This is a genomic window from Anaerocolumna sp. AGMB13020, from assembly GCF_033100115.1.
In the GTDB taxonomy this organism is placed as follows: domain Bacteria; phylum Bacillota; class Clostridia; order Lachnospirales; family Lachnospiraceae; genus Anaerocolumna.
Map to the genome: position 1 here is coordinate 4,323,494 of NZ_CP136910.1, position 18,571 is coordinate 4,342,064.

Sequence of the window (18,571 nt, forward strand, 5' to 3'; positions counted from 1 at the left end):
GACAATTATGGGTGATATAAATATTAGAGTAAGAAAAGAAGTAATAAAATGTAAAAAATGTGGTAATCCAAAGTCTTTTTTCTATTTATCCGATTTTGCATATGGTCAAAGATTGATTTTTCTGAAAGATGCTACTAAATATGCTTTTATTAATTTAATTGAAGATATATATTTTTTGGATTATACAAATATGGTGAAAGAAATATTATCAGAAAATTCAATTGATTTTACAAATGAGACTTTAGATGATATTGTAAATGAAACTTACGGGATTACATGTGATTTAATTGACGAATGCGTAGTTGATTTTTCTCAAACGCAAAAAAAATGTAATGTATGTCACTCAACAGAGTTTGAGAGAAACCTAATTGAACCAGAGTCTTTAATAGAAATAGAAGTACCTGTAATTTCACATAATAGATGGGAAGTTATGAGTCGAGATGAGAGAAAGGAAATAGTTAAAAAAGAATTAATATCTAAAAATAAGATATTATTAATTTAAATTATGGTTATACTTTAGGACTTCCAACTACCTAAATCCCAGTCTCTTAATTCAGTATCATGGCTCTCACGAAGTGACGTAATCCATGATATGAATTAAGAGACTTTAGCGAAAAAATTTGCATTGGGTATACTATCGGATTTTTAGGTGTAGTTCCAATAAGTTCATATAAACGTACTTTTTGTAGCAAAAAAATTTGTTGCGAAAGGTGCGTTTTATTATGCGAATTAAAAAAATGGATTCAAAATCAATTATTCTCCATGAGGAGACCGAAGTAAAATTCAAAACAGCGGGAAACACCCGAGAAGTCCAATTTTCTGCAGGAGTTAACAGAAGATGTCCGATACAGAATATCTCTAAGGACAAATACCTTGATAGAGAAACTGGAGAAATCAAAGAGAGAAAGAAATCTGAGAACCGTTACCAGTCTCCTAAAAGCGTCAGAAAGAGTATTAACAAACTGATGGATTTGATACGGTGTAATGCCACAGAGACAAGCTATTGTAAATGGCTTACTCTGACTTATGCGGATGCAAAGACAAATCATGAAAAAGTATATGAAGATGGAAAAATATTTCTGAGGAGATTGCAACGATATTTGAATAACCAGACTGATTTATCAGATGGTCAAAAGACGTTTAAACGTATTACAGTAGCAGAGCCACAGGGCGAGAAGCATGATAATTCATGGCATCTGCATATCCTGTTGATATTTGAAGATGTAGCACCGTTTATAATAAATGATACAATAACAGAGTTATGGGGGCATGGGATAACAGATACACATAAAGTTTATGATGCAGATGGTCTTGCCTTGTATTTCAAAGTTTATCTTAGTGATGTTGAATATACTGAGGGTGATGAAAATTATGATGTAGTAAAAAAAGCTGTGAACAGAGAGTCAAAGCAGTTTATCAAAGGTGGCAGACTTAAATATTATCCCACAGGAATGCCACTTTTCTCAGCCAGTAGAGGCATGAGCCGACCAATGGTAGAGAAAATAAGCCATAAAGAAGCAATGGAACGTGTCAGTGATTTTACATTGGTGTACCAAGAAACATTTTTGATTGGTGATGAGTGTAAAGTAGGAAATATTATTGATAAAAGATATTATAAGAAGCAATGACAAACCAGAAGCGGCAGATATTTGAAAGAAAATCTGTCATTTTGACTTATACTAAATTGATTTCATCCATACTGATATGGTATCAGAACATGAAATAAAATTAAGTGCTTTTTCAGTCAAAGGGGTACTAATCTCTTGCAGAGGCTCCTTTTTCAAATAGGAACTTTAAGTTCCATTCAATCAATCTAAGTCACAAAAGTTGCCATAAAAAAGTGGCATTTTAGGGAATAAAAAATTTCTGGCATCTATATTTCTGAAAATTCCTTGATAAACCGTGCAATTCTGTAAGTTAGAAAACGAATATCAAAGTGTCATCGGGAAAGCCACATTTACCTCTTTTTTTGCAATATAGGAACTTGTCACAATTTTATGGATTTGTATCTGCTTCTTAAGGACTCTCATATTTTATTAATCTGTATGTAGCAAGTGATATGAATTTTCATTGTATTTATAACGGATTGGAGAGTGATTGATATGGTTTATGGCATTATTTCTGAGAAAGATAATGAGACTACAAGAACGGTGTTTCGAAGTAAGAAGATAACAGATGGTCAGATTTATTCCGTTAGCCAGTTGGGGGTATTCATTCCTTGCCTTTGGTTGGTTTGCCCACACGATTGCACATGTTGCCCTACGTTGACTTCTATCGCCCTTGGTGCAAACTACTGCCAGTCCGATTCAAAAATTGCACGTTGGGCGAATTACGGCTCAGCTTGTAAGTTCCTATTCGTACTGGTTTAGGAACTAGGCGGAACACGGGGCAATGTATCTTGGGGGTATTGGTTTTATGGAACTTTACTGGTGTAGTGATTGGAACTTGGCAGGATTTTAAGGGTTTCACAGCTTATTGAATTATAAGAGAAGGAGTGGATTTTGATATGAATAAGCGAACAAGAGCGATTGATACAGATACCTATAAACTAATTATTGCTACCATGAAAACTGGTTTTGAGTATGATGGTGTTGTCTATAAGCCAAATGAAAGAATTGTTACTGTACTGGTATTGGAATATAACCTTGGCTTGCGTGTAGGTGATATTCTAAATCTGACGATGGAGTCCTTCGTGAAAGATGGTAGTCGGTATCGTTTGGATATCCATGAACAGAAAACGGGTAAGTATCGGAATTTTACCGTACCTGTGGATATTTACAGCTATATTAGGGATTATGCTTATGAGAATGGGATTCATCTCAGAGCCAGAATGTTCCCTATCACAGAACGGGCGGTATTGAAGCATTTAAAGTAGTATGTGAGTATCTTGGATTAACTGGTGTCGGCAGTCATTCATTTCGTAAGGCATTCGCCACCAATGTATATGTGAACAATCATTATAATATCGAACTGGTCAGAACTCTGCTCTAGCATTCCAGTGTGCTTGTGACACAGAGGTATATCGGAATCGGTTCTAAGGAATTAGAAGATGCCATTCAGAAAAATATCTGCCTTGGGTAGAAAAGTGAAAATTTCAAAGGCAATGAGCATAATCCGCATGGTACTTGGCATTTCGCCAGTATGGTGCGGATTTTTCTATGTAAATTAGTAAGATGGCTCGAAAAAAGTTCGTAGTTTTTAGAAAAAGTGCTTGACAGAGGCGTAGCGGTCTTTAGAATACCTGAAACTATTTCTCCTACTATGTTCTTTGGCTGAGAATGAAGAATTTGATTTTCTCTTGTGATTTTTCTGTATGAGATGGTGGCAGTTTTGGCGGTCTTGCAAAAAGTGTGATTTGTATAATAGGGGTAGGCGGTGTAATACCTGTCGCTTCTACAGAATTAACTTGAAATGCGACGGCACAGAGAGTTAATATCACACACAACTTCAAAAGCAGTTCGTAAGTCTTTTGAAGTCTCTGCAGTTCTTGCAGGAGCAGACATTCTCCATGAAAGTCGGCGGTATCCGTGGATGTTATCCAAAGATATTTTGAGTCCGACCAGAAATGGATAGACTTAGCCACCCTTGTCCACCCAGTTGCAAAAGCGTAATTCTGGGACAGAGACTTATCAGTTGAGGTTGTCAGTGTTTCGACCAAACATAGAGAGAATGGAGAGTTTATTATGATTAAGGAAAAGTATATTTATGTGGGTATTGATTTACATAAGGAGACCCACACAGCGGTTATTTTAGACTGTTTTAATAACAAACTGGGTGAGATTACATTCGCCAATACACCAGCAGAATTTCCGAGATTGGTGAGGAAAGTGAAGAAGTATTGTAACGATGGAAAAGAACCAGTCTATGGTCTTGAGAATGCCTATGGTTATGGTCGAGCACTTGCGGTATGGCTGATTGATAAAAAGTATATCGTGAAAGACGTGAATACTTCCATCTCCAACCGACAGGCAAAGCACCGAGGTGCCATGTATCGAAAGAGTGACAGTGATGATGCACAGGCGATAGCCCTTGCAACCATTACCATGCTTGATACACTTCCAGATGCGTGCCCGAATGATGCGTATTGGTCACTTGGTCAGTTAGTAAATCGCAGGGATAATATCATGCGTCATAGGATTCGATTAACCAATCAGCTTCATGAACAGCTATGTATTGCTTATCCCAGCTATAAGGTGTTCTTTACGGATATCAGCAGACCTACTGCTCTACATTTCTGGTCGAGGTACCCATCACAGAAGTATCTAAAGGGCAAAGGGGTAGAGGACTTGAGAGAGGAATTAGTTCCTGTCAGCCACAACCGATGTTCCACTAAGACCTGTGAAAAGATTTTAGATACAATAAAGAATGACAAAGTGAAAGGAAATGAGCATCAAGATGCCAGAGATGTGGTAACCAAAGGAATTGTCAGTGATTTGCAGCATTATGAAAAGCAGTTACAGGAAGTGGATACGGAGTTAGAAAAGCTGTATCATTCCCTTGGTTGTACCTTAACCACAATTCCAGGGATAAATATCACGACAGCAGTGAAAATGCTTGCAGAGATTGGCGATATCAACCGCTTTTCCAATGCATCGAAACTTGCACAGTTTGCAGGTATCGCACCGCTGAAACTGTCATCGGCAGGAAAAGGTACGGATAAGGCATCCAAACAGGGAAACCGAAGATTACAGGCAACAATATACTTTTTGGCGTTACAGATGATACAGGTATCAGCAAAGGGAACACCGAGAAATCCAGCATTCCGTGCTTATTATGAAAGAAGACTAGCAGAGGGAAAGAATGGTCAGCAGGTCTTAATTTGCATATCGAGACGGTTGATAAATATCATCTATGGAATGTTAAAGAGCGTTACAGAATATCGAATGCCAGAGGTAAAAGAGAGCGATATGAATTCCGATAAAATGTAAGTAGGAAAAATATAGAATATGTGATAAAATTTTAAGCAGATAAAGACCTGCTTGGAAAAATGCGACTTTTTCAAAGGAGTAGGAAATCGGCTTAGATAATTTTAAGTATAAAGAGTCCAAGTCAAGGGTGGCAAAGAGACTGTTACATATAGAAGAGTTCAGGGAGGTCAAGGAACACAGTCAAGCCAACAGAGAGTTGTAATAGATAACGATGGTAATGTTTATATTAATAAACCAGATAAAAATTTAAATATAAGTATTGATGATGGTGAACATTCACAACATTTTTTAAACAATAGACCAGGTGCAGATATATATGAATTTGAGGTTCCTAAATGGTTTGATGATATGGTACAAGAAAATACGATTCCTCAAGCAGGATATAAAAATAATCCATTAAATCAAGGTGGAGCTGCTCCAAAATTAACAGACCCAACAACACCAGGTAAAAGTATTGAGTTCCCATCACCATGGGTAGATTGGATGGAAGAGTATGCAACAAATGGTAGGATAATCAAAGGAGGACAATAACTTATGGAAAGATTGATCCCTGATAGCAATGAAAATATTATTGTGGGAGTATTCTATAATGGAATTTTTAGTTGGTTTGTAACCGATAAAGAACTTTGGTTCCTAAATTACAGAAAAAGAATTGATGCATTTAAAGAAAAAGGATTTGATGTAGAAGAATATATTGACGAGGTCAGAAAAGACATATTGATTTTGAATTCTGATAATGCTAAAATATTTTTAAGAAGAATTAAAAAATATGAAATTGAAGCAAAGGAATTAAGAGAACTTTTGGAAAAAAGCAGAGAATCAGATGTTGATTCGTGGTACTATGATTTTCGTCCTAGTTTGTATGTAAATTTTGATTCCCATAAATTATTTTCTCTTTATTCAGAACCAGCTTCATACGAAGAATATGCACCCCAAAATTGGGAAGCAAGGTATATTGATTTTTTGGATACTATCCCTTATGAAGAGAAATATTGGTTAAATAGAGACTGTGAAGATTTATTATCAAGGAGTAAGTATGAAGAAAACCATATCAATAATGTCAGAAGAATTTGAAAATGAAAAAACAGGAGAAAAGGTTGAGGGTGTTACTATAATGGTGGATGGAGTATTCAAAGAATTTTTGGATATAATTAAACATCAAAAGCCTCAATATGAGAATAATGTTAGTCTTATTCAAGATGCACTAATGAAAGGACTAGAGTCCATCAAAAATAGTGTTTAACAATTGATTTTCTAGCTTCAACAGACAACTCAAAACGGAGATATCGATAGGTTAATACACCTTGGAATATCTCCGTTTTTCACCTATTATGTCAAGGCCGTGAGCTTGTTTATCAAATAAGGGGTATCTGATTGGATAAATATAAGTTGAAAGATTCCAAGTCAGGGTGGCTTAAAGACTGAGGGGGTGGGGAAGATTATTAGTAATATTTCCCTGAGATGGAAGCAAAGATCTTAGAGGGACAAAGAATTGGTACAGGTAATAAGGTAATAGGTGGACATTCTCCAAATGCTCTTAATAATAATAGCCCCATCTTTACTGTAGAAGAAGTAAAAATAAATGCGGATGGCACAAAGGTGGTTAAGTACTATGAGCAATTTCCTGATGGTAATGTTTCTAGGCTAAAGACAAGCACTATCTTATATGCGACATTTTTCTGAAAAGCAACTGGAAGACAAACAGGAGGCAATCGCAATCCAAACAGTTATCAGGTGCAACGGGAAAATCCTATATTTTTCAGATTTGCCCAACAAGGCTTTTTATCGCCTGATTGGCATATATGTTTTACCATCGGCTTTAAAGGTCACACAGGGGCAATTATTTGCGACACAGGGCAAAACGAAAGTGTTTTATTGATTCTGTTTCTCCAGAAACTTATCGAGATTACCTACCCTATGGTTCATGGTGAACCATGAATTTACAGGAAACTGGTTCTATGGTAAAATGGAGCTGCCGGGGGTTACAGGGGGGGAAACACTATTTCTGTAGCTCCCTTTTCTGTTCTTTTTCTGACGTTCCATCTATCAAAAATAAATCCAGAAATGACTTGCAATCCATTCCATACAGAGTTAACATCAACAATCAATAAAAGAAATAACTTGTCCTATCACCCATTGGTTTGTTGTAGATTGGCTGTCGCCCCCTTGCGGACTCGTGAAGAGTTAACGCTGTCATCTGAGGTTGCCGGTACGGGAACCGATTGGTTGGAAACAAGATCTGGAGGGAGAGAATTGCAGAAAAGAGAAAATCTGCTTTATGTGGGGATTGATCTGCATAAGGAAAGTCATACCGCAGTGATGGTGAACTGCTGGAATGAGAAGTTAGAGGTAGTCGTCATTGAAAACAAGCCCAGTGAATTTAAAAAGCTGGCAGAAAAGGTAAACAGAAAATCCAATCACCTTGGGCTTGAACCCATTTACGGATTGGAGAATGCATACGGCTACGGCAGAAGTTTAGCTGTCTGGCTGATTGAAAAAGGTTACATTGTAAAAGACATTAATCCTGCCATGGCATATGACCAGAGAAAAAGTGCACCTATGCTCCGTAAAAATGATGAGCATGATGCGTATTGTGTGGCAACGGTTCTGATTAACCAATTGCCCAACGAGGTGTTTAATTGCCTGAATGGCATAACATGTTCCACCATCGGTTTTAAAGGTCACACAGGGCTAACTGGGAATGGGACCTCCATTCTGCCTTATTATTGGTTTAAAGATAACTACTTACCCCCATGGTTCATGGTGAACCATAGGATTTACAGGAATCTGGTTCTATGGTAAAATGATGCTGCCGGGGGTTACAGGGGGTGAAAACACTTCTTCTGTAACTCCCTTTTCTGTTTCTTTTCTGCCGTTCCTTTCTGAAACTAAATCCAGAAATGACTTGCAATCCATTCCATACAGAGTTAACATCAACAACCAATAAAAGAAATAACTTGTCCTTCCACCCATTGGTTTGTTGTAGATAGGCTGCCGCCCCCTTGCGGTCTCGCAAAGAGTTAACGCTGTCATCTGAGGTTGTCGGTACGGGAACCGGTTGGTTTCTTCTTTTTTCAAATATTTGAAGAAACATTCACAGCAGGCATTGTCGAAGGATATGTTCCCTATTACTTATTAGTCTCATAATAGCAGCGTATCAACTTTATTTATTGACGTATTGTTTGATATAATAAGAAACAAAATATCTGAAGTCTGGAGGAGAACCATTGACAAATACGGAATATATAATGGACTTGCAGTATTTATACTTAGCACTTAAAACACACCCGTTACTAATAAATAATGAACAGAAGAAAAAATGTTTTGAACAGTTATTCGAAGGTAAGCAGGATATCCACTATAATTATAATAGTTTTGTTGACGTTGCGACTGAACTGACAAGCTTTTTTAATGATGGACATACTAATATTGAACTACCATATACGAATCGAGATCGCTGCTTATATATCAAATGTGATTGGGATGAAATAAATAAGAATGATTTAATAATTACAGAGCAATTCGATAATATAGGAATATATTCAAAGATTATTTGCATTGAGGGTAAGACTATAAGTAATATTATTAATTTGCTTGGTACTAGAATACCTCATGAAAATAAATATTTGGTAAAAAGCAGAATGGTAAAGTATCCTTATCTAAACTATCATATGTTCAGTGAAATGAATATGATAGCTTTGTTCGGAAAAAAGAGATGTTATGAAATAATTTTTAGTAATGATAATAATACAATTAAAAAGAATGTTCCCTTAACTTTTTACAATGGTTTTTTAGATTTTTCCAATGATGAAGATTTTCTTTCATATGAAATCCAGGATACAACTATGGTTTTACATTTAAACGCATGTATCTATAATGAAAAATATATAGAAACCCTTAATCAGCTGGCTTATATATGTAAAGAAAAAAAATTAACTTCATTTATATTAGATCTTAGTAAAAATATGGGAGGAAGTTCTGCTGTTATAGATGCATTTATTAAGTTCACCAATGTAGATTATTTTAGAAGATATGAAATGATTGATTTTTCTTCAGGTGAAATAAAGTCTGTCACAAATAGACATGTCTTTGTAAAAAATAATAAAGAAAAGATAGCCTTTCCAGTTGAAATTTATTGCAGAGTTTCTCATAATACGTTTAGTAGTGCACGGACATTTGCAGTAACTTTAAAGGATAATGGAATAGCAAAAATAATTGGATTGCCCACTGGTGGAAAACCTAATTCATTTGGCATGCCTCAAAAATATAAAATGCCTATAAGCAATATCACATTTAGAATATCAAGATGTTATTTTTTAAGACCTGATTCAACAATGGATAATGCAGTTACCTTAATGCCGGATACTGTGCTATAAGCAAACACCGGAATTACTGTGCAGAATTCACCATATAGGTATTGTGTAAAATTATTAGCTATCAACTGATGTTGATAGCTAATAATTTTTTCGCACAAATGAAGGAGTATTACATGGTTAAAAGTAATTTGCATAGTGTAAGCTGGTAGAAAAACAATGGATAAAATAAAGGGTTTTGTGAAGAATTGAATCATATGATAAAAATTTCTCAGAAAGAGATATTGACAAATGCAGATTATATGGTATTATAAATTCAATAAACGCAAATGCAAATAGTTCGCTTTTGGAAAGGATAGTATATGAGAGTAAGAATTGTACTGGAATGCACGGAATGCCATGACCGTAATTATGTAACCACAAAGAACAAGCAAAAGCACCCGGAAAGGATGGAAGTCATGAAATACTGTCCCCGTTTGCATAAATATACCCTGCATAGGGAGACAAAATAATTGATTGACTTTACAGGAGGGCTACAATGAAGAGAAGCATTCATATTTTAACTGCAGTATTAATGGTTGCTGTTTTGGCTTCCGGCTGCAGCAATAAGAACATAGACAAGGAGACAGAGGGTAAAGTGACAACCAAAGAGGATAAGCTCAAGGTTGTGGCGAGTTTTTATCCCATGTATGATTTTGCCATGAAAATTGGCGGCGACAAAGTAACCGTAACTGATATGGTTCCTGCGGGAATTGAACCTCACGATTGGGAACCGGCAGCTTCTGATATAGTGAAACTTGAGGAAGCAGATGTCTTTGTCTATAATGGAGCGGGTATGGAACACTGGGTTGATACAGTACTTGACAGTCTCGGTAATAGAGAACTTGTTACAGTAGAGGCAGCTTCTGGAATTACACTGATGGAAGGACACGGTCACGAAGACGGTGAAGAAGAACACAGTGAAGAGGAAGGAGAACATGGTAAGGAAGAGGACATGGATCCTCACGTATGGCTGAATCCGTTAAATGCCAAGGTTGAAATGGAGAATATCAAAAATGCGTTTATAGAAGCCGATCCTGATAACAAAGATTATTATATCAAAAACTATGAAACCTATGCAGCAAAACTTGATGAACTGGATCAAAAATTCAAGGAAACCTTGACAGGTTTTGAAAATAAGGATATTATAGTAGCACATGAGGCCTTTGGATATCTTTGCAGTGCATATGGGCTGAATCAGGTAGGTATTGAAGGTTTATCTCCGGATTCAGAGCCTGACCCCGCTAAGATGGAAGAGGTGATACAGTTCGCGAAAGAGAATGAGGTTAAGATTATTTTCTTTGAAGAACTTGTAAGTCCCAAGGTGGCAGAAACCATCGCCAAGGAAATCGGTGCCACGACGGATGTACTGAATCCTTTGGAAGGTCTGTCAGAAGAGGATCTTAAGAACGGATCGGATTATTTTACCGTAATGGAACAGAATCTTGCAAGCCTGGTTAAAGCTTTGCAGTAAAAGATAGAAACTTAAGGAGTAGGAGCAGTTGCGTGCAACAGCTCCCATTCTTTTTGAGATTAAATGTAATTATTTGTGTTTAACAAACTCGTTAAGAGTATATATGGCTTGAATTACTTCTTTTATCTCCTTTCAGGGCATAGGATTCCAGTACCTCAAGCAAAAGATATAATATTATATACTTACAAATTAAGAAGGCAGAAATACCAGAAATCAAGGGTATTTGCAGCAGAGGTCAAGATGCAGGCAATAGATATTCAAAATGTAGAATTTGCATATGGCAGGGATTTGATCATAAAAGAGGCTTCAACCGTTATCGAGCAGGGAGATTATGCCCTTTTAACGGGGGAAAACGGTACGGGAAAAAGTACCTTACTGAAGCTTCTTCTTTCGGAATTAAAGCCTTTAAGGGGAAAGATACAGATTATGGGTCAGGACAGTGAAAAATATATCCGTAGCGGCAAGCTGGGATATGTATCTCAAAATGGTACTTATGCCAATCAGAATTTTCCCGCAACAGTGGAAGAAGTCGTAATGGCTAATCTCTACAGACAGATTGGCAGATTCCGCTTTCCAGGCAAGGCACATAAACAGCAGGTCCGGACAGCGCTTCAAAAGCTACAGATGGAGTGCTTTGGAAAGTCAATGATCGGAGAGCTATCCGGAGGGCAGCAGCAAAGAGTTATGTTAGCCAGAGCACTGGTGGTCAATCCGGAGATACTGATTCTGGATGAACCCACAACGGGAATTGATATGAAATCTATGAAACAGCTGTACCAGATACTTCAGGAACTGAATCAGGAGGGTCTTACCATTCTAATGGTAACACATGGCTCCTTAAGCGAATGCAGCGGAGTTAACCGAATTCTAAAATTAGAGGACGGCAGGTTGGCGGAGCTGGATACAAAAGAGGTGAGACCGTGAGCATTTTACAATATTCCTTTATGCAAAGAGCTTTTCTGGTAGGTGTATTATTGGCCATTATTGCACCCTGTATCGGAATGACAATCGTACTTCAGAGAAAATCCATGATAGGGGATGCTCTATCCCATACCTCTCTGGCAGGTGTAGCAATAGGTATACTGCTTGGTATCAATCCTATACTTGGGGCAACCGGTGCCTGCATCGTTGCTGCCTTAAGTATTGAAGTCATACAGAAAAAGATACCAAGATATTCAGAAATGGCAATTGCCATTATAATGTCAACAGGTATTGGACTTGCCGGTGTGTTGTCCGGCTTTACCAAAAGCAGCGGTAATTTTAACAGCTTCCTTTTCGGCAGTATTGTAGCCATTAGCGATCTGGAGCTTAGAATGGTAGTGTTTGTAAGTATATCTGTACTGGCAGCCTTTCTATTACTGTATAAGGAACTTTTCTTTATCGGGTTTGATCAGCGAACGGCAAGAATTGCAGGAGTACCGGTTAAGATGGTGAATTTTATATTTACTCTTCTGACGGCACTGACCATATCCATTGCATCCAGAACCGTCGGTGCGTTGGTGGTGTCTTCTTTGCTTGTTATACCGGTAGCCTGCGGAATGCAGGTTGGCAGGAGCTATAAACTGACACTGATTTTCTCAGTAATATTTGCAGTATTTTTTACGGTAACCGGGCTTACCTTGTCCTACTACTGGAAATTAAAACCCGGCGGAACCATTGTACTTACCGGAGTCGCAAGCTTTTTGATTATTGTTCTCTTAAAAGCCGTAATCAGAACCTTTCGAAAAACAGAATAATCGAAAGACAGAATAATCGAAAGACAGAATAATCGAAAGACAGAATAATCAAAAGACAGAATAATCGAAAGACAGAATAATCAAAAGACAGAATAATCGAAAAACAGAATAATCGAAAGACAGAATAATCATAAAACAGAATAATCATAAAACAGAATAATCGAGATACAAACTATAAACTATAATACGCCGTAAGTTAAGTGTAATGACTGACTTATGGCGTTTTTTGAGCATGAGAGAAAGAATATAACAGATTCTTTTACTATTATGGGATTAAAGAAAATGATTGAAGGTGTGTAACATAATATTGCTATTATATATAATCATAAATAATTATCAAAAATGGTTATAAGAGTTTTTAAACTTTTATTATACTCCTTAACTGATATAATAAAAACAGAGTGAGGATTTGCTGGTTTGAATGTAAAATCCGATAAGAGCAGCAGGAACACCCTTTCAGCTCATGTTCTAATAAGTTAAGAAAAAAAGGGGAGGCATAACCATGAAAGAAGAAGCATTTATTAAAGTAAAAGAAGCATTAGGTAACTATCTGTACCATTCACTTACGTATACGGAATTTGAAGACATTGCAGATTATGAGCTGCTGACCGAAACCGAAGGATTGATATTGATCAGCGGGTTTAACCGTGAGGCTGATAGCAGGCATTATCACTGGGCAGCATTATCTCCAGAGAAAGTGATAGAAGCAACCAAAGAGGACCATAACTTCTATCTGGAATTTATACCGGAGGAATGGGTTGATACTTTTACGCAGGCAGGATACATAGTCAGAGATAAATTCAGGGATTATACAAAGCCAGATTTATCGGATATAACCAATGAGCATTCCCATGCAGAGTTTCTTAAGGTAGATGAGAGCCATAAGGCCGCTGAAGTAACCATGTCCTGCAAGGGACAGAGCAGAGGCTTTACGGGGCAGACACAGGAATGGATCGTAGAATGGCTTACGAAGACGGAGGACATTGTACACAAAGCAGTTGTGCTTGACAGAAACGAGGAAAAGGAAATCATCGGCGTATGTTTTACAGGAGTCTACGGAGTCAACAGCCAGAAAGGACCGGTCGCCTGGATCAGAGAAATAGCAGTGAATCCTCGTTACCAGAACAAAGGAATAGGGCGAAGGCTCATAAGGCAGGCTTTATCCTACTGTAAGTCCCACGGTGCGGTAAGAGCTTTCCTGGCAGCAGATGAATGTAATGTCAATGCAATCTATTTGTATAAAAGTCTTGGATTTCAGCCTGCTGCGGATACGCAGATTGACATAATGAGGGAGTAGGGTTACAATAGAAGCAGTAACAGATTGAACATGGTTTTATGTCGTTGTAGGCGGCAGAATGTGAGGTAACTATGAAAGTCACCATATACGGAACTGAAATCTGTCCTGATTGTGTAAAAGCAAAAAAGGATTTAACAGCACTCCCTGATATTGAGCTGGAATATAAGAATATAACCGGAGATACCGCTACGCTTAAGGAATTTCTGGCGTATCGTGATAAGGATGATTTGTTTAAAGAAGTGAAAGAAGCCGGAAGAATCGGCATACCCTTTTTTGTATTGGAAAATGGTGAAAAGACCTTTGACATCGGTAACTATATAGAATTGCCTGTCGTAATAGAAGAAGCAGTAACACCTGCTGCTGATTTCTGTTCTATTGATAAGAAAGGCCAATGCTAATAAGAAAGGCCAATGCTAATAAGAAAGGCCAATGCTAATAATAAAGCTATATAGTAACCTGGGGACAACTTAATCGAAGAGGAGTAATAAAATGTTAGAATATCTCTTGTATATAAAAAAATCAAACCAATCACCAAAAATGCTCTATGCAGCACAAGACATGTCAGTGCAGCGATTCCTTGCATAGAGCCATAAACGAATCGCAGATATGAATATGAAATGTGCTGCTCACTGATAAGAACAATCAGAAGGAGCGAAAGCCATGTCATATATAAACGGAAAAGAAATCCTACCAGATCATGTATTAGAAGAAATACAGAAATACTTTGAAGGTGGACTGATCTATATTCCCTTGCCGAAGGAGAGCCGCTGCAAATGGGGCAGCAGGACTACCATAAGAAAAGAACTGCAGATAAGAAATGAAGAAATAAGACAAAAAAAGGCGGAAGGTTCTTCCATTCAGGAACTAATGGAGGAATATCATCTTTCTTATGATACCATTAAAAGAATTATCTATCATAAAAACTGACAGAAGGCTGTTGTTTCATATCCTGATAACTGGTTGCAGTAGCAACCTTTTTGGATAGAAACACCAGCCTTTTGTAATTGTGTTAATGAGCTTATTATTTCAATGGTACATAAATATCCAACTTATAATTGTCTGTAGATTGTAAACTGTATATCTCCAAGGTATCAGCTTCTGCCAGCTGTCTGCCTGTTAAAGGAAGCCATACCCCGTATATTTTATCATAAGTCTCTTTTAGTCTATCCATTGTTCCGGAATGAGTAAACACTGCATATTTTGTACAGGGAATTATTTTGGCATTCATACCCGTAGGAATGTTGTCAGTACTTAAAACCTCTTTGCAAGCCATATAGGAGAATTCGCTATCATCCGTTATATCCGGCATGTATTCGCATAAACCGATTAATTTATCAGAATTTAAGGAGATTTCTATTAAATCACTCCTACGATGAAACTCTCTCCAGAGCTGACTGATCTCCTTTGAGCCAGGATGTACGGTTCTTGTAATACCGATTAACTGAAATTGCTTTTTAAGAATAATAGTGGGTTCTATGGACAGTCCATTTAAGCTCATAAATAGCTGCTGGGCATTCAGTTTATCATAAAGGGTAATGGATTCCCGGCTCTTGCGGTATTTGCCGGGTGTAATACCAAACAACCTGAGAAAGGCTCTGGTAAACACCTCCTGGGATTGAAAATCGTACTCCATAGCAATATCAATTATCCGGGTATTGGACATACGCAGTGCAACTGCGGCTTCGCTTAGCCTGCGGTTACGAATATAGTCCTTTAGCGAGATACCGCTAAAGGACTGGATTATGCGATAAAAATGCGTAAGAGAATAACCGGATTCACTGATAGCTCTGTTGATATCAAGTTCTTCCTTCAAGTTAGCTTCGATATAATCAATGGTTTTTTGAATACTATTAATATAATCCATGAATGTTTCCTTACGTTATTTTTTTCTGATAGGCAACCAGAATTCTACATAGTCATTATGGGTATTACTGTCAGGGGCAGGAGGATAAAGCTCCATTTCAGGTGCATTTGCGTGGATAAATTCAGAAGCCGGCAGCCATTCCATAAAAGCATACATTTCAGCAGCAATTAGTGCTTCAGGAAGACTTCCTCTATTTTCAAAGACTGCCCAATCACTAGCAGCTACGGTATATAGTTCCAGGTCTGGATTATGAGAGAGGATTTTAGCAGGGGCATCTGCTTCAGCAGCTATGTAGAAATAGAAGCTTCGCAGGGAAGGCTCTTTTTCCACACAGGAAATTCCAACGACAGCACTGTTTAATATTGGATTATGCTTTTGATGATACAACTCCTTTAATCTGTTTACCAGTCCGTTTTCTCTGGAATTTTTCCAAAATTCACCGAAGATTTCATTCTCCTGACCGGAAATCCATATTTTTTTTCCTATTACTTGAAAAGCTGGTTTTTGTTCGATTCTTACCTTTATCATTATATCAGTTCCCTTCTATGCTATGAAAGAGCAGCAATAAAATAAGTTCAACTTTTGGGTTTTCAATGAAGTACGACTTATGTTAGCGCTGTATAAGTTACAGATCACTATATAACATGAAGGAGTAATATTTTTGATGTTTCTTACCGAAATAAAATTAACAAAATAGAGTAACTGGAATTCTTAATATATATGAATTGAATTGGAAATTTACAGGAATATAATACGGAAACCTACAGAGTTTTATTTCATGGAAAACACACTAAAAAATATATATACCATAATAGAACCAAAGACAAATATCAACATATACCAGGTTATATACACGGGAGTAAATACGGTAAGACGCGATAGGTACTGGCATATAAATAGAATAGATACTAAAATAAACACGAAAACATATAGAAATATCCTCTCAGAAATCCTGACAGATTAATTGAGAGGATATTTATTTAAATTGCTGAATTCTGCTAAAAACGCTGGTTTATATAGGAAGTTTAAAGCTTAAGTTTTTATCTTATCCGGTCATTAGGTTCTAAGGGGTATTCCTAATTGGTTCTAAGGGGTAGCCAGAACTCGCGGGTATAATCATCTGATTATTTCTTACCGGGACCATATACAGACTTCCATTCAGAGGACAGCAATTCCATGCATATTTGATGATTATCATCTGAGAATCTGCGGAAGCTGCATTCTTTAAAACCAAACCTTCTTACAGCAGCCTGAGAGGCATAATTTTCAGGATGTGTAAGGATATAGATGCAATCAACGCCAAGCTGTGTAAAACAGATAGAAAGGAGCACCGGTAAAGCCTCGGACATATAACCCTGTTTCCAATAGTCCTTCCAGATATCATAACCAATCTCAACCTGTTTCAATTCTTTATCCCAGTAATGATAACCGCAGGTTCCGATAAAGGCCTTGCTTGATTTATCAAACATACCATACCTCAGATTATCTTTTCCCTCCGGATTCTGGTAATGTTCAATTATTTCTTTTGCCTCTTCCCTATTGCAGGGTGGTTCACTAAAGTATCTGCACATATCCGCATCAGAAAATTGCCTGTAGACAACTTCTATATCATATATATCTAATAGACGAAAATTCATTCGTTTTGTCTCAAAGAGTTTTGATAAATTCATAACTAACTCCTCCTGCTAAGAGAGAAGTAAATTAACCTTGGTAAATTGGCTAATATAATTTAATACGTTCTCACCTCAATAATATTTATAAACATAACATCAACTCCTTTCTTCATTATTTTACCGATTTTTATATTATCATATATAATACCCGGTGTCAAAAACAGCATTTTTAATTATAATCGGTGCTCTTTCCATAACATCACTTTACTATACTTTTATCTCCCTTCTCCTGCAAAATGCATAGAAGCCTGTAAAATGTACAATTCTTACAATTTGTGTATAACTGATCTTTAAGTGTTAATTACTTGATTTTTCCATATATAGTTCTTATAATATTTACATATTTAATTTTCATTGAAATTATCTTAAGGAGTGAAATAAAATGAGTAACGAATATTTATTGCTCACAGGTGCATTAAGGGTATTTGACAATTTTTCACAATCAAGCTGTGATAAGTATAGAATTGAGCATGATGCTAAAAATCCTGGTTTTGAATTATTACGCAAAAACTATCCTGTTTTGGAAATTGCAGGTGGAGGCGATTGTTTTTCAAAAGCTAAAAATTTGATGAAATGGGTACACGAAAATGTACCTCATTGCGGCGGTGGTGGAGAGGTTGATATCGCAAAAGACTCTGTTTCTATATTAAGCTACTCCTTTGGCAAGGGGCGGCTACCCGGCATATTTTGCTATCATATAGCGATTGTATTTACGGAGTGTTGTCTCGCTTCGGGGTTAATAGCACGGACTATCCATTGTAAGCCATATAGCCCAAATGATGTTGATACGCATGTTGTTTCTATGGTCTATATTAACGAAATGAATAAATGGGTGCTTTTTGACCCCAATAACAATGCCTATTTTACTGATAAAAATGGTATTGCACTTTCACCTTTAGAGGCCAGACACTTATTGGGAAGAGATGAAATATGCGTTTGCGGAAATCCAGAAGATGAGCCTGACTGGTACAAGCAGTATATGGCAAAAAATCTATTTTACTTTAAATTTTGGTCTATCAATACCTTTGGAACAGACCTGGTGGAGAATCAGAAGGTTTATTTTCTGGCACCTTTGGGGTTTGACACGAAAGATCGTGAAATAGCATATTGTGACTATGCTATTAAAATTAGCCCCGATGAGTATACAAAAGATTGGGAGGATTATCTGGATATAGTAAGAGAGCAACCTATTATAACTGTTTCAGAAGAGCAATTTTTGCGGATAACATAGATATTCTGATATACAT

At 37.0% G+C, this 18,571-nt stretch carries 22 protein-coding genes; 17 read left to right on the forward strand and 5 right to left on the reverse strand.

Features of this window, described 5'->3' with window-relative positions; all coding sequences use genetic code 11:
* The first annotated feature begins 7 nt into the window (after nt 1–7).
* The 3 genes from R2R35_RS17915 (at nt 8) to R2R35_RS17925 (ending at nt 2,875) form a co-directional block, all read left to right on the forward strand.
* Nucleotides 8–502, forward strand: a complete 495-nt coding sequence (locus R2R35_RS17915) for a hypothetical protein (protein ID WP_317731201.1) — start codon at nt 8–10, stop codon at nt 500–502.
* A 220-nt stretch (nt 503–722) separates the two neighbouring features.
* On the forward strand, nt 723–1,628 hold the full coding sequence (locus R2R35_RS17920) for a rolling circle replication-associated protein (RefSeq protein WP_317731202.1): 906 nt from the start codon (nt 723–725) through the stop codon (nt 1,626–1,628).
* Between the two features lie 878 nt (nt 1,629–2,506).
* On the forward strand, nt 2,507–2,875 hold the full coding sequence (locus R2R35_RS17925; RefSeq protein ID WP_317731203.1) for a hypothetical protein: 369 nt from the start codon (nt 2,507–2,509) through the stop codon (nt 2,873–2,875).
* A 384-nt stretch (nt 2,876–3,259) separates the two neighbouring features.
* Here the strand turns inward: R2R35_RS17925 and R2R35_RS17930 are convergent, their stop codons facing one another.
* Nucleotides 3,260–3,583, reverse strand: a complete 324-nt coding sequence (locus tag R2R35_RS17930) for an internalin N-terminal domain-containing protein (RefSeq protein ID WP_317731204.1) — start codon at nt 3,581–3,583, stop codon at nt 3,260–3,262.
* A gap of 100 nt (nt 3,584–3,683) precedes the next feature.
* On the opposite strand from R2R35_RS17930, the gene R2R35_RS17935 reads away from it, so the two are divergent.
* The 5 genes from R2R35_RS17935 (at nt 3,684) to R2R35_RS17955 (ending at nt 7,730) form a co-directional block, all read left to right on the forward strand.
* Nucleotides 3,684–4,928 (forward strand): IS110 family transposase, encoded by a 1,245-nt coding sequence (locus R2R35_RS17935; protein ID WP_317731205.1) that lies wholly within the window; start codon nt 3,684–3,686, stop codon nt 4,926–4,928.
* 348 nt (nt 4,929–5,276) lie between these two features.
* Nucleotides 5,277–5,459: a hypothetical protein gene (locus R2R35_RS17940; RefSeq protein WP_317731206.1), complete on the forward strand. Its 183-nt coding sequence runs from the start codon at nt 5,277–5,279 to the stop codon at nt 5,457–5,459.
* Between the two features lie 3 nt (nt 5,460–5,462).
* Nucleotides 5,463–6,002, forward strand: a complete 540-nt coding sequence (locus R2R35_RS17945) for a hypothetical protein (RefSeq protein WP_317731207.1) — start codon at nt 5,463–5,465, stop codon at nt 6,000–6,002.
* Nucleotides 5,965–6,171, forward strand: a complete 207-nt coding sequence (locus R2R35_RS17950; RefSeq protein WP_317731208.1) for a hypothetical protein — start codon at nt 5,965–5,967, stop codon at nt 6,169–6,171. Before R2R35_RS17945 ends, R2R35_RS17950 begins: the two co-directional genes overlap by 38 nt.
* Before the next feature lie 1,010 nt (nt 6,172–7,181).
* On the forward strand, nt 7,182–7,730 hold the full coding sequence (locus R2R35_RS17955) for an IS110 family transposase (protein WP_317731209.1): 549 nt from the start codon (nt 7,182–7,184) through the stop codon (nt 7,728–7,730).
* On the opposite strand, the gene R2R35_RS17960 is transcribed toward R2R35_RS17955, so the two are convergent.
* Nucleotides 7,722–8,006, reverse strand: a complete 285-nt coding sequence (locus R2R35_RS17960) for a hypothetical protein (protein WP_317731210.1) — start codon at nt 8,004–8,006, stop codon at nt 7,722–7,724. The two genes, R2R35_RS17955 and R2R35_RS17960, sit on opposite strands and share 9 nt — an antisense overlap.
* 149 nt (nt 8,007–8,155) lie before the next feature.
* On the opposite strand from R2R35_RS17960, the gene R2R35_RS17965 reads away from it, so the two are divergent.
* The 8 genes from R2R35_RS17965 (at nt 8,156) to R2R35_RS18000 (ending at nt 14,714) form a co-directional block, all read left to right on the forward strand.
* Nucleotides 8,156–9,304: a S41 family peptidase gene (locus R2R35_RS17965; protein ID WP_317731211.1), complete on the forward strand. Its 1,149-nt coding sequence runs from the start codon at nt 8,156–8,158 to the stop codon at nt 9,302–9,304.
* A 299-nt stretch (nt 9,305–9,603) separates the two neighbouring features.
* On the forward strand, nt 9,604–9,753 hold the full coding sequence (gene rpmG, locus R2R35_RS17970) for a 50S ribosomal protein L33 (RefSeq protein ID WP_317731212.1): 150 nt from the start codon (nt 9,604–9,606) through the stop codon (nt 9,751–9,753).
* 62 nt (nt 9,754–9,815) lie between these two features.
* On the forward strand, nt 9,816–10,754 hold the full coding sequence (locus R2R35_RS17975; RefSeq protein ID WP_442872299.1) for a metal ABC transporter substrate-binding protein: 939 nt from the start codon (nt 9,816–9,818) through the stop codon (nt 10,752–10,754).
* Between the two features lie 240 nt (nt 10,755–10,994).
* A complete protein-coding gene (locus tag R2R35_RS17980) occupies nt 10,995–11,678 on the forward strand; it encodes a metal ABC transporter ATP-binding protein (protein ID WP_317731214.1) in 684 nt (227 codons plus the stop codon).
* Complete coding sequence (locus tag R2R35_RS17985; protein ID WP_317731215.1) at nt 11,675–12,490, forward strand: metal ABC transporter permease; 816 nt, start codon at nt 11,675–11,677, stop codon at nt 12,488–12,490. The genes R2R35_RS17980 and R2R35_RS17985 overlap by 4 nt, the downstream gene beginning before the upstream one ends.
* A 502-nt stretch (nt 12,491–12,992) precedes the next feature.
* Nucleotides 12,993–13,787: a GNAT family N-acetyltransferase gene (locus R2R35_RS17990; protein WP_317731216.1), complete on the forward strand. Its 795-nt coding sequence runs from the start codon at nt 12,993–12,995 to the stop codon at nt 13,785–13,787.
* 71 nt (nt 13,788–13,858) lie between these two features.
* Nucleotides 13,859–14,185 (forward strand): glutaredoxin, encoded by a 327-nt coding sequence (locus R2R35_RS17995; protein WP_317731217.1) that lies wholly within the window; start codon nt 13,859–13,861, stop codon nt 14,183–14,185.
* 262 nt (nt 14,186–14,447) lie between these two features.
* The gene (locus R2R35_RS18000; RefSeq protein WP_317731218.1) at nt 14,448–14,714 is read left to right on the forward strand and encodes a CD3324 family protein; all 267 of its coding nucleotides are present in this window, start codon (nt 14,448–14,450) and stop codon (nt 14,712–14,714) included.
* Nucleotides 14,715–14,808: 94 nt separating this feature from the next.
* On the opposite strand, the gene R2R35_RS18005 is transcribed toward R2R35_RS18000, so the two are convergent.
* The 3 genes from R2R35_RS18005 to R2R35_RS18015 form a co-directional block, all read right to left on the reverse strand.
* Entirely contained in the window at nt 14,809–15,651 is an 843-nt protein-coding gene (locus R2R35_RS18005; protein WP_317731219.1) for a GyrI-like domain-containing protein, read from the reverse strand.
* A 15-nt stretch (nt 15,652–15,666) separates the two neighbouring features.
* The gene (locus R2R35_RS18010; RefSeq protein ID WP_317731220.1) at nt 15,667–16,179 is read right to left on the reverse strand and encodes a GyrI-like domain-containing protein; all 513 of its coding nucleotides are present in this window, start codon (nt 16,177–16,179) and stop codon (nt 15,667–15,669) included.
* A 596-nt stretch (nt 16,180–16,775) separates the two neighbouring features.
* Nucleotides 16,776–17,321: a GNAT family N-acetyltransferase gene (locus R2R35_RS18015; protein WP_317731221.1), complete on the reverse strand. Its 546-nt coding sequence runs from the start codon at nt 17,319–17,321 to the stop codon at nt 16,776–16,778.
* Nucleotides 17,322–17,706: 385 nt separating this feature from the next.
* Here R2R35_RS18015 and R2R35_RS18020 point away from each other — a divergent pair, with 385 nt between their 5' ends.
* The gene (locus R2R35_RS18020) at nt 17,707–18,555 is read left to right on the forward strand and encodes a transglutaminase-like domain-containing protein (protein WP_317731222.1); all 849 of its coding nucleotides are present in this window, start codon (nt 17,707–17,709) and stop codon (nt 18,553–18,555) included.
* Nucleotides 18,556–18,571 lie beyond the last annotated feature (16 nt).

What these genes read in the sequence shown, in the direction of transcription:
- R2R35_RS17980 (WP_317731214.1), top strand. Translation starts at nt 10,995, where the DNA reads ATGCAGGCAATAGATATTCAAAATGTAGAATTTGCATATGGCAGGGAT.
- R2R35_RS17995 (WP_317731217.1), top strand. Translation starts at nt 13,859, where the DNA reads ATGAAAGTCACCATATACGGAACTGAAATCTGTCCTGATTGTGTAAAA.
- R2R35_RS17940 (WP_317731206.1), top strand. Translation starts at nt 5,277, where the DNA reads ATGGTACAAGAAAATACGATTCCTCAAGCAGGATATAAAAATAATCCA.
- R2R35_RS17950 (WP_317731208.1), top strand. Translation starts at nt 5,965, where the DNA reads ATGAAGAAAACCATATCAATAATGTCAGAAGAATTTGAAAATGAAAAA.
- R2R35_RS17945 (WP_317731207.1), top strand. Translation starts at nt 5,463, where the DNA reads ATGGAAAGATTGATCCCTGATAGCAATGAAAATATTATTGTGGGAGTA.
- R2R35_RS18020 (WP_317731222.1), top strand. Translation starts at nt 17,707, where the DNA reads ATGAGTAACGAATATTTATTGCTCACAGGTGCATTAAGGGTATTTGAC.
- R2R35_RS18000 (WP_317731218.1), top strand. Translation starts at nt 14,448, where the DNA reads ATGTCATATATAAACGGAAAAGAAATCCTACCAGATCATGTATTAGAA.
- rpmG (WP_317731212.1), top strand. Translation starts at nt 9,604, where the DNA reads ATGAGAGTAAGAATTGTACTGGAATGCACGGAATGCCATGACCGTAAT.
- R2R35_RS17990 (WP_317731216.1), top strand. Translation starts at nt 12,993, where the DNA reads ATGAAAGAAGAAGCATTTATTAAAGTAAAAGAAGCATTAGGTAACTAT.
- R2R35_RS17920 (WP_317731202.1), top strand. Translation starts at nt 723, where the DNA reads ATGCGAATTAAAAAAATGGATTCAAAATCAATTATTCTCCATGAGGAG.
- R2R35_RS18005 (WP_317731219.1), bottom strand. Translation starts at nt 15,651, where the DNA reads ATGGATTATATTAATAGTATTCAAAAAACCATTGATTATATCGAAGCT.
- R2R35_RS17925 (WP_317731203.1), top strand. Translation starts at nt 2,507, where the DNA reads ATGAATAAGCGAACAAGAGCGATTGATACAGATACCTATAAACTAATT.
- R2R35_RS18010 (WP_317731220.1), bottom strand. Translation starts at nt 16,179, where the DNA reads ATGATAAAGGTAAGAATCGAACAAAAACCAGCTTTTCAAGTAATAGGA.
- R2R35_RS17975 (WP_442872299.1), top strand. Translation starts at nt 9,816, where the DNA reads ATGGTTGCTGTTTTGGCTTCCGGCTGCAGCAATAAGAACATAGACAAG.
- R2R35_RS17915 (WP_317731201.1), top strand. Translation starts at nt 8, where the DNA reads ATGGGTGATATAAATATTAGAGTAAGAAAAGAAGTAATAAAATGTAAA.
- R2R35_RS18015 (WP_317731221.1), bottom strand. Translation starts at nt 17,321, where the DNA reads ATGAATTTATCAAAACTCTTTGAGACAAAACGAATGAATTTTCGTCTA.
- R2R35_RS17935 (WP_317731205.1), top strand. Translation starts at nt 3,684, where the DNA reads ATGATTAAGGAAAAGTATATTTATGTGGGTATTGATTTACATAAGGAG.